This window comes from Hyphomonas sp., from assembly GCF_017792385.1.
Taxonomy (GTDB): Bacteria; Pseudomonadota; Alphaproteobacteria; order Caulobacterales; family Hyphomonadaceae; genus Hyphomonas.
On sequence record NZ_CP051230.1, the window covers coordinates 1494132 to 1508822 of the forward strand.

General features: G+C 62.9%; 13 protein-coding genes. 5 read left to right on the forward strand and 8 right to left on the reverse strand.

The features are described 5' to 3' along the window. Positions 1–104 precede the first annotated feature (104 nt). A complete protein-coding gene (locus HF955_RS07585) occupies positions 105–1619 on the forward strand; it encodes a phosphomannomutase/phosphoglucomutase (RefSeq protein ID WP_367279781.1) in 1515 nt (504 codons plus the stop codon). Here HF955_RS07585 and HF955_RS07590 read toward each other — a convergent pair whose 3' ends face one another. Beyond that, positions 1620–2261: a glutathione S-transferase family protein gene (locus HF955_RS07590; protein WP_291078927.1), complete on the reverse strand. Its 642-nt coding sequence runs from the start codon at positions 2259–2261 to the stop codon at positions 1620–1622. 190 nt (positions 2262–2451) lie between these two features. Here HF955_RS07590 and HF955_RS07595 point away from each other — a divergent pair, with 190 nt between their 5' ends. From HF955_RS07595 to HF955_RS07610, 4 genes are all read left to right on the forward strand, one after another. Further along, positions 2452–3762: a UDP-glucose/GDP-mannose dehydrogenase family protein gene (locus HF955_RS07595; RefSeq protein ID WP_027838085.1), complete on the forward strand. Its 1311-nt coding sequence runs from the start codon at positions 2452–2454 to the stop codon at positions 3760–3762. Positions 3763–3789: 27 nt separating this feature from the next. Beyond that, complete coding sequence (gene fsa / locus HF955_RS07600) at positions 3790–4440, forward strand: fructose-6-phosphate aldolase (protein WP_027838084.1); 651 nt, start codon at positions 3790–3792, stop codon at positions 4438–4440. A gap of 5 nt (positions 4441–4445) precedes the next feature. Beyond that, entirely contained in the window at positions 4446–5261 is an 816-nt protein-coding gene (gene thiD / locus HF955_RS07605; protein ID WP_291078928.1) for a bifunctional hydroxymethylpyrimidine kinase/phosphomethylpyrimidine kinase, read from the forward strand. Between the two features lie 85 nt (positions 5262–5346). Further along, on the forward strand, positions 5347–6165 hold the full coding sequence (locus HF955_RS07610; RefSeq protein ID WP_291078929.1) for a PhzF family phenazine biosynthesis protein: 819 nt from the start codon (positions 5347–5349) through the stop codon (positions 6163–6165). 5 nt (positions 6166–6170) lie between these two features. Here HF955_RS07610 and HF955_RS07615 read toward each other — a convergent pair whose 3' ends face one another. The 7 genes from HF955_RS07615 to HF955_RS07645 all read right to left on the reverse strand — a co-directional run bounded on the left by HF955_RS07615 (position 6171) and on the right by HF955_RS07645 (position 14680). Continuing rightward, positions 6171–6749 carry a hypothetical protein gene (locus HF955_RS07615; RefSeq protein ID WP_291078930.1) on the reverse strand — a complete coding sequence of 193 codons (579 nt, stop codon included), beginning with the start codon at positions 6747–6749 and terminating at the stop codon, positions 6171–6173. Between the two features lie 2 nt (positions 6750–6751). Further along, positions 6752–8356: a bifunctional phosphoribosylaminoimidazolecarboxamide formyltransferase/IMP cyclohydrolase gene (gene purH / locus HF955_RS07620; RefSeq protein WP_291078931.1), complete on the reverse strand. Its 1605-nt coding sequence runs from the start codon at positions 8354–8356 to the stop codon at positions 6752–6754. A 61-nt stretch (positions 8357–8417) separates the two neighbouring features. Beyond that, positions 8418–10310: a polysaccharide biosynthesis protein gene (locus HF955_RS07625; protein ID WP_291078932.1), complete on the reverse strand. Its 1893-nt coding sequence runs from the start codon at positions 10308–10310 to the stop codon at positions 8418–8420. Next, positions 10307–12040, reverse strand: coding sequence for a heparinase II/III family protein (locus HF955_RS07630; protein ID WP_291078933.1), 1734 nt, complete (start codon positions 12038–12040; stop codon positions 10307–10309). Before HF955_RS07630 ends, HF955_RS07625 begins: the two co-directional genes overlap by 4 nt. Before the next feature lie 18 nt (positions 12041–12058). Further along, positions 12059–12727: a ribulose-phosphate 3-epimerase gene (gene rpe, locus HF955_RS07635; RefSeq protein WP_027838078.1), complete on the reverse strand. Its 669-nt coding sequence runs from the start codon at positions 12725–12727 to the stop codon at positions 12059–12061. Between the two features lie 70 nt (positions 12728–12797). Further along, positions 12798–13283: a glycine zipper 2TM domain-containing protein gene (locus tag HF955_RS07640; protein ID WP_027838077.1), complete on the reverse strand. Its 486-nt coding sequence runs from the start codon at positions 13281–13283 to the stop codon at positions 12798–12800. Positions 13284–13411: 128 nt separating this feature from the next. Then, positions 13412–14680, reverse strand: a complete 1269-nt coding sequence (locus tag HF955_RS07645) for a transcription antitermination factor NusB (protein ID WP_291078934.1) — start codon at positions 14678–14680, stop codon at positions 13412–13414. Between the last annotated feature and the right edge of the window lie 11 nt (positions 14681–14691).

A 14691-nucleotide genomic window follows, 5' to 3' on the forward strand; every position in this document is an offset into this window, starting at 1 on the left:
AAGGGTCATGTTTTCCGGCCTATGGCGCGTAGCATGCATGGCCTATTCGAAATGACACACATTTTGTGTAGGGACGCACAAAGCCTGGAGATGCAAGACTCATGATGCCCAAACCGCTGGCTGACATTCAGCCGAACACGCTGGAATTCGAAATCCTTCCGCTGGTGAAGCCAACCGGCTTTCGCGAATATGATGCCCGCTGGTGGTTCAATGGCATCGGCAAGGAAAAGGCTCCGGAACTGAACCTGACCGGCGTCCAGGCGCTGGGCCTCGGCATGGCAACCCTGTTCCACGAGCTTGGCGTCGAACCCAAAGTGGTCACCGGCCATGATTTCCGCTCGATCAGCCAACCCATCAAGAACGCGCTGATCCTCGGCCTCGTGCAGGGCGGATGCGAAGTTCTCGATGTCGGCCTCGCGCTGTCCCCCATGGTCTATTGGAGCCAGTTCGAACTGGATGTGCCATGCTGCGCCATGGTCACGGCCAGCCACAATGAAAATGGCTGGACGGGCGTGAAAATGGGCGCCAACCGGCCGCTGACCTTCGGGCCGGACGAAATGGGACGCCTGAAGGAAATCGTCATGGGCGGCGACTTCCAGCCGCGGGCAGGGGGCGCACATCACCGCGTGGACGGCCTGCGGGAAAAATACATCAAGGCCGTGGTGGGCGACACGAAACTGTCGCGCCCTCTGAAAGTCATTGCGGCCTGCGGAAACGGCACGGCTGGCGCCTTTGCCCCGGACGCCCTGCGCATGATGGGCGCAGACGTCATCGAGATGGATTGCAATCTCGACATGACCTTCCCGAAATACAATCCGAATCCGGAAGACTCCAAGATGCTGCACGCGATGGCCGACATGCTGCGCGAGACTGGTGCCGACGTGGCGCTCGGCTTTGACGGTGACGGGGATCGCTGCGGCGTGGTCGACAATACGGGCGAGGAAATCTTCGCTGACAAGATTGGCCTGATGCTGGCGCGGGACCTGTCGAAGATCTATCCAAATGCGAAATTTGTAGTCGATGTGAAGTCGACCGGTCTCTACAAGACAGACCCGGTCCTGCAGGAAAACGGCGCAACGGTCGACTATTACAAGACCGGTCACTCCTATATCAAACGTCGTACAACGGAACTCGGCGCACTGGCGGGCTTTGAAAAGTCCGGCCACTTCTTCTTCCGGGACCCGATCGGGCTGGGCTATGATGATGGCCTGGTGGCCGCCAAGGCGGTGCTGGAGATGCTGGATCGTAATCCTGGAAAGACCATGGCGGACCTGAAGGGGGAACTGGGCGTTGCCTACACCTCGCTCACCATGTCGCCGCATTGTGATGACGAAACCAAATACGGTATCGTCGACAAGATGGTCGAGGAATACAAGGGCCTGAACGGCACGGAAATCCTTGGACGGAAGGTCGTTGATGTGAACACGGTCAACGGCGCCCGCGTGACCCTGGAAGACGGATCATGGGTGCTGGTGCGTGCCTCTTCGAACAAGCCGGAGCTCGTGGTCGTGGTCGAATCCATGACCAGTGAGGACGACATGCGCGATCTCTTCCACAAGGAAGTGAAACCGCGCCTCGGCAAGCATCCGGAAGTCGGCGCCTACAATCAGGAAATCTGATCAGGTATTGGCAGGCGGAGTTTCCGGTCCGTACCCGTCCATTTCGGCGTTGTCCTTTTCGGCGGCACGCTGGAAGGCGGGGCGGGCCATGCCGCGCGCGATATAGTCTTTCAAGGCGGGGGTTTCCGGGATGGTGCCGAACTGCACGCCCCACGCAATCTGCGAACCGACATAGATGTCGGCTGCGGTAAACCGCTCACCGCAGATATAGGGCCGGTCATCGACGACCGTGGCCAGCGTGGCGAGCGTGCGGTCGAAATCGCCATATCCTGCCATGCCGGAATGTTCCGAGGTCACTTCAAAGCCCATGGCCTTGTTCGTGCTGGCCTGTTCCCAGGGCCCGGCGGCAAAGAACATCCAGCGATAATAATCGGCGCGTTCCTCCGGCAGGGGCGCCAGTTGTGCATCCGGAAAGGCCTCGGCGAGATAGGTGCAGATCGCCCCGCACTCTGTCACGGTCTTTCCCTTATGGACGATGGCGGGCACTTTCATCATCGGATTGATGGCCTTGTAGTCATCCGACTGCATCTCCGGCCCGTAGCGCAGCAGCACGGTGTCATAATCCGCGCCGGTCTCCTCCAGCATCCAGCGGGCAATACGGCCACGAGACATCGGATTCGTGTAGAAGGTCAGATCGGTCATGTGCGCCATGCGCCCCCTTGGTTGTTCACGTTTTGATCTTGCGCCTGGCCTCTGCGTCCGTCAACCGGATTTCCGGGACTTTTTTTGTCGGCCAGTCAGGTGCCAGAGCACCCGCCCCCTTGACCGATTGGCACAAAAATCGCACCCCTCGCGGCCAATCCGGATGGTTAGATTGTAGTGAGGGAAACTCATGCGCGTTGCGATGATTGGGACAGGCTATGTCGGCCTTGTGAGCGGGGCCTGTTTTGCCGATTTCGGGCACGTCGTGACGTGTGTCGACAAGGACGCCTCCAAGATCGAGAAGCTCGAGGCCGGCATCATGCCGATCTACGAGCCGGGCCTCGACAGCCTGGTTGAGAAAAACGTCAAGGAAGAGCGCCTGTTCTTCACGACCGAGGCGAAGGACGCGATCCGCGATGCCGATGCGGTGTTCATCGCCGTGGGCACGCCGTCCCGCCGGGGCGATGGCCATGCAGACCTCTCTTATGTCTACGCTGCCGCGGAAGAGATCGCCGAATTGATGGATGGCTTTACGGTCATCGTCACCAAATCCACCGTTCCGGTTGGCACCGGGGACGAAGTGGAAGAGATCATTCGCAAGAAGCGGCCCGATGGCGATTTCGCCGTTGTGTCCAATCCCGAATTCCTGCGTGAAGGCGCCGCCATCAAGGATTTCAAGATTCCGGACCGGGTCGTGGTCGGCACGGATGATGAGCGCGCGCGCGAAGTGATGCGCGAACTGTATCGCCCGCTCTTCCTGAACGAGACGCCCATCCTGTTCACGGCGCGCCGGACGTCGGAACTGATCAAATATGCGGCCAATGCCTTCCTCGCCGTGAAGATCACCTTCATCAACGAGATGGCGGATCTCTGCGAGAAGGTCGGCGCGAATGTCCAGGAAGTGTCCCGCGGCATCGGCCTTGACGGCCGGATCGGCAAGAAATTCCTGAACGCAGGCCCCGGCTATGGCGGCTCGTGCTTTCCGAAGGATACGCTGGCGCTGACCAAGACGGCAAACGACTACAATTCTCCCGTCCGCATCGTCGACACCGTGGTCGAGGTCAATGCGGCCCGCAAGAAGGCGATGGCCGACAAGGTGATCCAGGCCATGGGCGGCGACGTGAAGGGCAAGACGATCGGTGTGCTGGGCCTGGCCTTCAAGCAGAACACCGACGACATGCGCGATGCGCCGAGCCTGGACATCATTCCGGCGCTTCAGGCGGCTGGCGCGACCATCCGTGCCTTCGATCCGGAAGCGATGGAGGAAGCGGCGCACCTGCTCAGCGACATTGAATTCGCCAAGAACGCCTATGACGCCGTGCAGGATGCCGATGCCATGGTGATCGTGACCGAGTGGGACCAGTTCCGCGCGCTGGACCTCGACCGGATCAAGGACGCCCTCAATTCAAACATTGTGGTTGACCTCCGGAACATCTATTCACCTGAGGACATGGCGGGCCGCGGATTCCAGTATACCTCCATCGGCCGCCCGACGATCTGAGACGCCAGGAAAACAGGACGCTAAAACATGAAATTCTTCGTAGATACCGCGGATACGGGTGACATTGCCGAGCTGGCTGCCACCGGCCTGATCGACGGGGTCACCACGAACCCGTCGCTGGTTGCCAAGTCCGGTCGCCCCTTTGCCGAAGTCATCAAGGAAATCTGTGACATTGTTTCCGGACCGGTCAGCGCCGAAGTGGTCGCCACCGATTATGACGGGATGATCAGCGAAGGCCGCAAATTGGCGAAGATCGCTGACAACGTTGCCGTGAAGCTGCCGCTGACCCTCGACGGCCTCAAGGCCTGCCGCACCCTGTCGGACGACGGCACCATGGTGAATGTGACGCTCTGCTTCTCGGCCAATCAGGCCCTGCTGGCTGCCAAGGCCGGCGCCACTTTCATCTCGCCCTTCATCGGCCGCCTCGACGACATCAATGTCGACGGCATGGAACTGATCAGCGACATTCGCCAGATCTATGACAATTACCTGTTCGACACGGAAATCCTCGCCGCGTCGATCCGCACGGCCAATCATGTGAAACTGTCGGCTCTGGCAGGCGCAGACGTCGCCACGATGCCCCCCGCGGTCATCAAGGGCCTGGTCAAGCATCCGCTGACTGACAAGGGTCTGGAGGCCTTCCTCGCGGACGCTGAAAAGGCCGGCATCAAGGTCTGATTGCCATGACGCAGGCTGACGGTCCGCAAGGGCGGGTTCTCATCATCGCCGGATCCGATTCCGGCGGCGGTGCGGGCATACAGGCCGATATCAAGGCCGTCAGCATGCTTGGCGGCTATGCCATGACCGCCATTACGGCAATCACCGTACAGAACACGCACGGCGTGCAGGGCGTCTGGCCTGTGCCGGTCGAGGCGGTGGTCGGCCAGATGCAGGTCACCCTGTCCGACATTGGTGGGGATGCCATCAAGACCGGCATGCTCGGTACGGCCCCACTGGTCGAAGCGGTGGCGGAATGCCTGTCCGCGCATGCGCATCTGGTGCCACGTGTCATCGATCCGGTGATGGTGGCCACGTCCGGTGACCGGTTGGTGGATGCAAAGGCCGTCGAAGCGATCCGGTCGGAACTTGTGCCTGGCGCGCGCCTTGTGACGCCGAATGCGCCGGAGGCGGAAGTCCTGACCGGCAAGGCGGTCGAAACCGTCAGCGGACAGCGACGGGCGGCGGAAGCCCTGCTTGAACTCGGCGCCAATGGCGCACTGGTCAAGGGCGGTCATATTGGCGGAAGCGTCATCACCGACGTTCTGCAAACCACGACCGGTGAATGGATTTTCGAAAGCCCTCGCATCGAGACGCGTTCGACGCATGGAACAGGGTGTACGCTGGCCTCGGCCATTGCAGCCCTGCTCGCACAGGGGGTCAGTGTTCCGGACTCGGTTGAACAGGCGCGGGACTATCTGTTGCAGGCCATCCGCGAAGCCAAGGGCTTTGGGGGCGGTCACGGGCCGGTGCATCATGGCTGGGTGCTGGACGCCGAATAGGGCCGCTCAACAACCCTTCAGAATTCATCGTTTTTCCCCATGGCGCCGGCATGGCATTGAGATTGCCTTGACTGGAGAGCCCGCCATGCCCGAATTGCCATTCTATCAGGTCGACGCGTTCGCATCGAAACCGTTCGAGGGGAATCAGGCCTGTGTCATGCCGCTGGACAAGTTTCTGCCGGACGAGACGCTTCAGGCCATCGCGGCGGAAAATAATGTCGCCGAGACGGCCTATATCGTTCCCGCAGGGGAGGGAGTCTGGACGCTGCGCTGGTTTACGCCCGCCGTCGAAGTGCCCCTGTGCGGGCACGCCACGCTCGGCACGGCGCATGTCCTGTTCGAGGAACTCGGCTTTGCCGGTGATATGATTGCCTTCGACACGGTAAAGTCCGGAAGGCTGACAGTCCGCCGGCTGGCGGACGGCCAGTTGGAAATGGATTTTCCCTCCGCGCCAGTCACGGAAATTCCGGTGACGGATGAGGTCGCCGCAGCGCTCGGTGCGCGTCCCGTACAGGCCTGGGGTGGCATGTTCTATGCGGCGCGCTTCGAAACTCCGGAAGACGTGACCGGGCTGAAACCGGACCTGAAAGCCCTGAAGGATCTCGGCGTGCCGGGAGACGGGTGGGACCGGGGCAATTTCGGCTGTTTCGCAGCAGGCGGGACCGGTGTCGACGTGACCAGCCGGTTCTTTGCGCCCGGCAGCGGCATTGACGAGGACCCGGCCACGGGCAGTTGGCACACCATGCTCGCCCGCGTGATGAGCGAGCGGTTCGGACTGGATCAGCTATCGTGCCATCAGGCCTTTCCCGGACGTGGCGCGCGGATCGATACGACCCTGCAAGGTGACCGGGTCAAGCTGATCGGCAGTTCTGTCACGGTGATCAAGGGCAGCTTCCGCCTGTAGGTGCGCTAGTCCGCACCCCACGGCGCGGGTGGCGCATCGACCGGCGCCGATGTGTCGAATTCAATGCGGAAGAACCGGTTCGGACGCGCCATCTCATAGGCGAACAATGTATGTGACGGTCGCACTTCGATGGCCCAGACATTTTCCTTCGACTGAGGGATGCCCTCGGCATCGAACAGGGTTTTCGTTGCCGCGTCCGCCGGGAAGTTAAGCCGGCTGCCGCTGAACCGGTCGTCGCGTGTCCCGCCATACCAGGTCACCGCATCCGGGCTGCCATCTTCATGGCGATGGTCATGGTGCAGGGCAAGGCGATCATCTTCCCGGTGGATGACCCAGGTGCGGGAGCGATCCTCCCCGACATGCAGCGGTACGCGTATTTCGTCCTGCGAACAGTCCCGGACATGCATCACGATTCGTTCAGCCCGCCAGGCATCGTCGGCGGCATCTTCACTGACAATGCGACCCTCGAATGCCTGGCCACACAGCGCCGTCAGACGGCTGAAGAATTCCGACTCCTCGACGGTCGGCTGGGAGCAGGCCGATCCCAGAAACGCCAGCAGGAAAAGGAAGGTCGCGCGCCGCATGTCTAGTGACGGAAATGGCGCATGCCGGTGAACACCATGGCAAGGCCAGCCTCGTCTGCGGCAGCGATCACGTCATCATCACGAATGGAGCCGCCGGGTTGGATCACGGCGGTGGCGCCCGCAGAGGCGGCCTGGAGCAGACCATCCGGGAACGGGAAGAAGGCATCGGATGCGGCAACGCAGCCCTTTGTTTTCGGTTCGTCCCAGCCTGCCGCCTCGGCGGCGTCCTCCGCCTTGCGGGCGGCAATCCGGGCGGAATCGATGCGGCTCATCTGACCGGCGCCAATCCCGACGGTTGCGCCATCCTTCGCATAGATGATCGTGTTGGACTTCACATGCTTGGCCACGCGCCAGGCGAAGAGCATGTCTTCCAGTTCCTGCTCCGACGGGGCTTTCTTCGTGACGATCTTGAGATCGTCCCGGGTGATGCGTCCGAAGTCACGGTCCTGCATCAGGAAGCCGCCGGCAACCGTCTTCACGAACCGGCCCGGCGCCGCTGGATCCGGCAGCCCTTCAGTAATCAGGAGGCGGAGGTTCTTTTTCTTCGCGAATACGGCTTCGGCCGCAGCATCTGCGCCAGGCGCGATCACGACTTCCGTGAAGATTTGCGAAATCTCTCGTGCGGTGTCTTCATCCAGCGGACGATTGAGGGCGACAATGCCGCCGAAGGCCGAGGTGGAATCGCAGGCCAGGGCCGCGCGATAGGCCTCGATGATGCTGGTGCCCTGGGCGACCCCGCACGGATTGGCGTGTTTGATGATGGCCACCGCCGGCGTTTCATTGCCGAGTTCGCCAATCAGCTCGTAGGCCGCGTCGGTGTCGTTGATGTTGTTGTAGGACAGTTCCTTGCCCTGCAGCTGACGGGCGGTGGCGACGCCGGGGCGTTTCTCGCCCGTGACATAGAAGGCCGCCTTCTGGTGCGGGTTTTCGCCATAGCGCAGGGATTGCTGCAGCTTGCCGCCAAGGGCAGCCCAGTCCGGCGCCGTCTCGCCCAGCTGCTCGGCATACCAGGCCGAGATGGCCGCGTCATAGGCGGCCGTGCGGGCATAGGTCTTGGCCGCCAGCTTGCGGCACAGGCCGACACTCACCTCCCCCTGCGCAGCTTCCATTTCCCCCAGCACGGCGTCCACGTCTCCACCATCCGTACACACGGCGACGAACGCACCATTCTTCGCCGCTGCCCGCAGCATGGCCGGGCCGCCGATGTCGATGTTCTCGATACAAGTGTCGAAATCCGCACCTGACGCGACCGTGGCCTCGAACGGATAGAGGTTCACATAGATCAGGTCGATCGCGCCGATGCCATGGGTTTCGGCGTCCTTCACATGCGAAGGGTTGTCGCGCAGATAGAGCAGGCCGCCATGCACGGCCGGGTGCAGCGTCTTCACGCGGCCATCCATCATTTCCGGGAAGCCGGTGAGGTCCGCAACATCCTTCACCTCCAGCCCGGCCTCCTTCAGCAGTTTCGACGTACCGCCGGTCGAGACGAGTTCGACGCCCATCGCGGCGAGCTTCTGGGCCTGTTCGACCAGTCCCGTCTTGTCGGAAACGGACAGAAGGGCACGGCGAATGCGAACGGGAGCTCCGCGGGTGGCGGCGTCGGTCATGTCAGGAAATCCTCTGGCGCAGGCTGGGTTTGCGCGCGGCGTAGCACGAAGGGGGCGCGCGTCAAGCGCTCCAGCGTCGCGCCTTTTGTGCGGTATCGCTGGTATACTCCGGCACGAGCACACCCAGCAGGCGCAAGGCTTCGGACCGTTCGCGCCGCGATGCTGCCTCGATCAGCTCCGCCAGCCGCTTCTCGAACAGTTCAGACGGCTCGTGCAGGTTCTCCACCTGCCACACGCCATCGACTGCAGTCTGCACCACGGCCTCATGCTCATAGGTCAGCACTTCGTGCATCTTCTCGCCGTCACGCAGGCCGGTCGTCGTGATCTTGATGTCGACCCCGGGCACCAGTCCCTTCATGCGGATCATCGTCTCGGCCAGCTGCAGGATCGGCATCGGCTCACCCATGTCCAGGACATAGAGCCCGGTTTCGGAGCCGTTCTTTTGAAGGGCTGCGGATTGCAGCACCAGCGACGACGCTTCTTCGACGGTCATGAAATAGCGGGTCACGCCGGGATCGGTCAGCGTCACGGGGCCGCCGGCAGCGATCTGCCGCTCGAACAGCGGCACGACGGAGCCCGACGAGCCGAGCACATTTCCGAAGCGCACGATCGAGGCTGCCATGCCGGTCTTGGCGGCGATCCGGGAAATGGCAATCTCTGCAAGGCGCTTGGTGGCGCCCATGACATTGTCCGGGTCGACGGCCTTGTCGGTGGAAATGAACACGAAGCTGCGCGCGCCGACCGCAGCGGCGGCCTCTGCCGCGTTGACCGCCCCGGCCACATTGGTCAGCACCGCTTCACAAATGTTCCGCTCCATCAGCGGCACATGTTTCAGTGCTGCGGCATGGATCACCACGTCAGGCTTGGCGCGGGTGAAGATATCCTTCACGCGATTGATGTCGCGCACATCGCCGAGTCGGGCAACATGGCGGCCAGGCGGCAGAATGCCGGCCAGGTCGAGATCGATGGAATAGAGATTGTATTCCGATGCATCCATCACGGTCAGCGCGGCGGGACCCAGCTGGGCCACCTGCCGGGTCAGTTCCGACCCGATCGTTCCGCCGCCGCCGGTGACCAGCACATTGGCGTTGCTCATCAGGTTGCGCACCGGCTCGATGCACAAATGGCGTTCCGGGCGGGACAGCAGGTCTGCCGGGCGCACGGGCTCCAGCACCTGAGCAGTCTCGTCGCGACTGAGGGCCATGATTTCGGCGCCATGGTCGGACGCCATCTCAAGGACGCGGATCGTGGTTTCCCGTTTGCGCGCTGCGCCCGTCACCGCCACCCACGGAGTTTGCCGGTAGCGCACGGTCAACACTTCGATCAATGAGCCCAGCTCATCCAGAGAGCCGAGGATCGGAATACCGCGAATGGCGCGTCCGGGTTCCGTTGGCGCAATGTCCACCAGCCCCAGAATTCGGATCTTGCTGCTTTGGGCTGAGGACTGGATACGCCGGATGACGTGGACGCAGCTTTGTGAGTCCCCGACCAGCAGGACCGGCTGGCCGTTCTTGGCGACCGGGCTGAAAATCTGGAACGGCTCGTGCGTGGTGCGCGACAGGGCAAACATGCGGCCCGCGAACAGGCCGATGGTCCACAATACGAGCGCTGCGCTCAATGTCGCAAATGGCGTCGCGAGCAGGCCGTTCAGCATCAGCATGACCGGCAGGTAGATCAGCGCAGCCAGGCATACGGCCTGGAAGATGCGGACGGCATCGGGCCAGCCCATATGGCGCCAGACCTGCTTCTGGATACCCAGGATCAGGAAGGACAGGGCCACGGAGGCGCCAAAGAAGGCAGAGCTGATCAGGATCGAATTCAGGGGCAGGTCGGTCCGCGGGGATTCCGAAGACCAGACGAGCAGCCCCGAAAAGGCCATGGCGAACATCGCAACACAGATGTCAAAACCGAGGGTCAGCGCCATGGCGCGTCGGGCGGCCTGCTTTGGTGTCATGCTGATCTTTCCTTCAGAAACGCCCAGCGGACACAGTTTGGAGGCTGTTGTCCGTCCCCGTTTGGATCCGCAAATCCAGCCATAACGATTTGTTCCGGTCTTTCAACCACACCGCGTGCCAGATAAACCGTACGTTCAAGACGGGCGCCTTCATGGCTGGTCTTGAATTTCCAGACGGTGCCATCGTCGCACACAAGTCGAATCGCATCTCTACCCATTATCGCCGTGACGGTGGGGTGTAAATGAAAGCGGATTTCAAAACCAATGAACTTGCGGTCATCTGAGGGGGGTTGTGAGACGGGTCTGACAAGAGAATCCTCGCCTGTCAGTCTCTGGCCGTCTCCTGACATGAAGATTCGCCGTCTGTGCAGAAGGCCGCACGCTGCCTTGTAGCCACCATGCTGGGCGTCCAGCCAGATCTCGTCGGCCTCTTCCAGCCGCTTTGCGGAAATGCCCACCGGACCTTGCGCAGACAGCAGGCGGGATTCGTCATTCATGGAAAAGGTCGAGGAATCCCGACCGGCCAGAATGAGCGTGGAATGCGCGCCCGTGCGCCGCACGGCGGCCTGCCAGTCCACATTCACTTCTGCGCTGTAACCGCATGACGTGACGAGACGCCGGTCTCCATCCGACAGGTCGAAGCCCAGGGCGCCGGCATGGGCGAAATCCCCGAACGGGCGCTCCGGCGCTTCCCCGCAGTCCAGGATCAGCCGAAGGCCGGACTTTTCGAGTTTCTGGTAACCGGATTTGGGGGCGAAGGTGAATCGTCGCGGCGGGCTGGGCAATTGGGCCAGGGCCGCTTCGACGACTTCCGGCCGGGCCTCGTCTCCATCATTGAACGGGCTGAGGGCGCCGTCGCCGCACCGGAAGAAGGCAACCATCGCCCCCATGCGCGGAATCCATTTTCCAAAGAAGTCCGGTACCGGGTGGCCGGCCTGGTGGAACAGGTCCTGAAGCGTCAGCAGATGCACGAAGGCATTCAGTCCGCGCGACGGGCTGCGGCTGACATGGCCGCCATCCGGCAGTATCTGGGCAGTGCATTCCGCGTCCAGACGCTCCAGGGCGGCGTCCAGGCTCATCACCCGGTCGACGCACAATGCCGCGGCCACGATTGCGACGGAGCCGAACCAGCGGGCCTTCGGATCTGTCGCCGCATCGACCTGCGCAGCCAGGTAGCGGATCTGGCGCACGAGGCAATCCAGCCGCGCCAGACGGGCTTCCTCCGGTCCGGTTTCGAACAGTTCCGGTCCGCACAGCATCCAGTTCCAGCAGCGCACGGCTGTCGGGGCGAGACGCCAGGAAAAGCCGTTGAAGCTGCCATGCGCCACAATCCAGTCATCCACGAAGCGGATCGCGCGGCTGGCGCCTTCCGGGCCTTGCTCGAACAGGTCGGGCAACCATGAGAATCGGTGCAACCGGTCGGCAAAATGCTTTGAGGGCAGGGGGATGGACCAGGGCGGTTGGCCGGGCGACAGGGTCAATCGCTCCATGCCGATTCGCCAGATGTCCTGCATCAGGGCTTCACCGCGCCGGTCATCGGCGGGCACCAACCGGGTCAGATGGTGGGAAAACCGCTCCGGGACAGGACCGGGCAATTGCGATTTCTGCATCGCGGCGACCTTGGCATCATCGCCATAGGCGCCCCGGAATCTCCGCCAGAGAGCGGCGTCATCGGCGCCGGTTCTCGTGCGGTCGGCCAGGATTTCGCTGTCTCCGCCTCCCACGTCCACCGTCCATTCCGTCCAGAACTATACTTTCGCAGTCGGTCTCAGAGACCTGATATTCTCAGCATAGGCCGATGCGCCGCCCTTGAAAACGGCTGATCCGGCCACGATGGCATTTACCCCGGCAGCGACCGCTTTTGGGGCAGTCTCGGCGTTCAGGCCGCCATCGATCTCCAGAATGATGTCGCGTCCCGTCTGGTCGATCATGTGGCGCAGCTGTTCGACCTTGCGCAGCTGGCTGTCGATAAAGGCCTGGCCGCCAAATCCGGGATTGACGGACATGACCAGGATCAGGTCGATATCGTCCAGGACAGGTTCGACAAGGCTGGCCGGAGTGCCCGGATTCAGGGCGATGCCCGGCTTCATGCCTGCGGCGCGAATGGCCTGCAGCGTGCGGTGAATGTGCGGTCCTGCTTCCGGGTGTACCGTCAGGATGTTGGCGCCCGCCTTTGCGAAGGCGGCAATGAACGGATCGACCGGCGCGATCATCAGGTGAACGTCGAACGGCTTGTCGCTGCATTTGCGCAGCTTTTCGATCACCGGTGGTCCGAATGTGAGGTTCGGCACGAAATGGCCATCCATCACATCGATATGGATCATGTCTGCGCCAGCCTGATCGATGGCGGCAATTTCCTCTCCGAGACAGGAAAAGTCCGCAGAAAGGATCGAGGGGGAAATCAGCACGTCACGCATGGGGACTCCCTAAGCTGGAACAGCCGGCCACACAAGGTGGCCGGCTGCCTGAATTGGGTGTCTGCGAAGACTAGTAGCGCGCAGCCGGAACCAGTTTCCAGCCATCGGCACCGGCAATGATGTCGACCGGGGTGCCGGGGGCGATGTAGACGTCCGCGCCCTGAATGATCTCCTTCACATCGCCGGTCGAGAACCGCACGATATAGGCGTAGCCCTGGGACTTGCCGAGCGCCTTGCCGGCTTCATTGCCCGCAATGCCGCCCAGCACGGCGCCACCGATGGCACCGGCCGTCTGGGCCTTGTCACCGCCACCGAGTTCCGATCCGGCGAGGCCGCCCAGCACAGCGCCGGTGGCCGTGCCGATCAGCGAGCGGTCGGACTGGATGGTCACTTGGCGCACGGATGTCACGGTGCCGTGATAGACCGTCGAGGCCTGACCGACCGCGCCGGGCGTGGCCGTTCCCGCGCCATAGCTGCTCGCGCAGCCCGCAAGCGTCAGGGTCAGGGCAGCGAATGCGCCGACGGCAGCCTTGCGAGGGGAAAAAGTGGTAATCATGAGAAGTGCTCCCTGCACATTGGATAAGCCATTTTTGCACAAACGGCCCTGAATGGCAGATGAACTCTGCAAGACCTTTTTGTGGCAAGTCATTTTACAAATTGGCAACCATGCCAGTTTGAACGCGGTCAAACCCGCACGAGGCGCGAAACATGAAACGCATCATGGCCCGCGCCCTCCTGCGGCAGGGTGAGCACATCCCCCTCCGGCGTCACGCAATGCCCGAAGCCAGGCACCTCGTCCGCATGGACCGGGTGCCGCCTGAAGCGTCCGCCGGCGAGCGCTGCCTCGACAATGTCGCGGCCTTCCGCCTTCAGCGGCGTGCAGACGCAATAGATCACGATGCCGCCCGGCGCGACCATCTCCGCAGCAGCGTCCAGCAGGCGGGCCTGTGCAGCGGGAAAGCGGTCGATCTCGGTTTCCCGCTTGATCCAGGCGCCTTCCGGGTGACGGCGCAGCGTGCCGAGGGCCGAACAGGGCGCATCCAGCAGCAATTTGTCGACCTGCGCAGGCGGACGCCAGGTGTCTGCATCGGCGGCCACCACTTCTGCGGACAGGTCCGTGCGGGCGAGGTTTTCCTTCAGCCGTTCCAGCCGGGGTTTCGACCGGTCGACCGCCGTCACCCGCGCGCCGGTGGCGGCCAGTTGCAGGGTCTTTCCGCCGGGCGCCGCGCACAGGTCCACCACATGGTCGCCGGGACCGGCGGCCAGCAGTTTCGCCGGCAAAGCTGCGGCGGCGTCCTGCACCCACCAGTCGCCGGTCTCGAAGCCGGGCAGGGATTCGATGGCCGCGCCTGTCAGGCGCACGGATCCGCTTTCCATGAGTTCCCCGCCAGTGTGGCGGGCAATCTCGGCAGCATCGCTGCGCGCCGACAGAAAGATCGGCGGTTCGGCCAGCTGGTGCCGCGCCAGCTGCTCGGCCGCGTCCGGTCCGAGATCTTCGGCGAAACGCCGCGCCAGCCAGTCAGGCCATATGGCTGTGGCCGGCATCGCATCGAGGCCGGGATCGGTCTCGGCGACCCGGCGCAGCACGGCGTTCAGAAAGCTCCCGCCGGAGCGCGCCTCCGGCCAGTCCTTGGCGGCTTCCACCGTTTGCGACACGGCGGCATGGGGCGGTGTTTCCAGCCGCCACAGCTGCACCGCGCCTGCCCGCAACAGGGCGCGAATGGCCGGGCTGGCCGCTTCCAGGGGCCGGGACAGAAGGGGGGAGAGGGCGGCATCTATCCGGCCCAGTTCGCGCAGGGCCGCGCTGGCAATTGCACGGGCAAAGCCACGGTCCGGGCCTTCCAGCGCATTGAAGCTTTCGGACTTCACCATGGCCTCGTCCAGCGTGCGGCGGCTGTCCAGGGTCAGCATCAGCAGTTCGGCGGCTGCGCGCCGGGGCAGGGCACCAGTCATCGGATCAGGCT

What these genes read in the sequence shown, in the direction of transcription:
- fsa (WP_027838084.1), top strand. Translation starts at nt 3,790, where the DNA reads ATGAAATTCTTCGTAGATACCGCGGATACGGGTGACATTGCCGAGCTG.
- thiD (WP_291078928.1), top strand. Translation starts at nt 4,446, where the DNA reads ATGACGCAGGCTGACGGTCCGCAAGGGCGGGTTCTCATCATCGCCGGA.
- HF955_RS07610 (WP_291078929.1), top strand. Translation starts at nt 5,347, where the DNA reads ATGCCCGAATTGCCATTCTATCAGGTCGACGCGTTCGCATCGAAACCG.
- HF955_RS07585 (WP_367279781.1), top strand. Translation starts at nt 105, where the DNA reads ATGCCCAAACCGCTGGCTGACATTCAGCCGAACACGCTGGAATTCGAA.
- HF955_RS07595 (WP_027838085.1), top strand. Translation starts at nt 2,452, where the DNA reads ATGCGCGTTGCGATGATTGGGACAGGCTATGTCGGCCTTGTGAGCGGG.
- HF955_RS07645 (WP_291078934.1), bottom strand. Translation starts at nt 14,680, where the DNA reads ATGACTGGTGCCCTGCCCCGGCGCGCAGCCGCCGAACTGCTGATGCTG.
- HF955_RS07640 (WP_027838077.1), bottom strand. Translation starts at nt 13,283, where the DNA reads ATGATTACCACTTTTTCCCCTCGCAAGGCTGCCGTCGGCGCATTCGCT.
- HF955_RS07590 (WP_291078927.1), bottom strand. Translation starts at nt 2,261, where the DNA reads ATGACCGATCTGACCTTCTACACGAATCCGATGTCTCGTGGCCGTATT.
- HF955_RS07615 (WP_291078930.1), bottom strand. Translation starts at nt 6,749, where the DNA reads ATGCGGCGCGCGACCTTCCTTTTCCTGCTGGCGTTTCTGGGATCGGCC.
- HF955_RS07625 (WP_291078932.1), bottom strand. Translation starts at nt 10,310, where the DNA reads ATGACACCAAAGCAGGCCGCCCGACGCGCCATGGCGCTGACCCTCGGT.
- rpe (WP_027838078.1), bottom strand. Translation starts at nt 12,727, where the DNA reads ATGCGTGACGTGCTGATTTCCCCCTCGATCCTTTCTGCGGACTTTTCC.
- purH (WP_291078931.1), bottom strand. Translation starts at nt 8,356, where the DNA reads ATGACCGACGCCGCCACCCGCGGAGCTCCCGTTCGCATTCGCCGTGCC.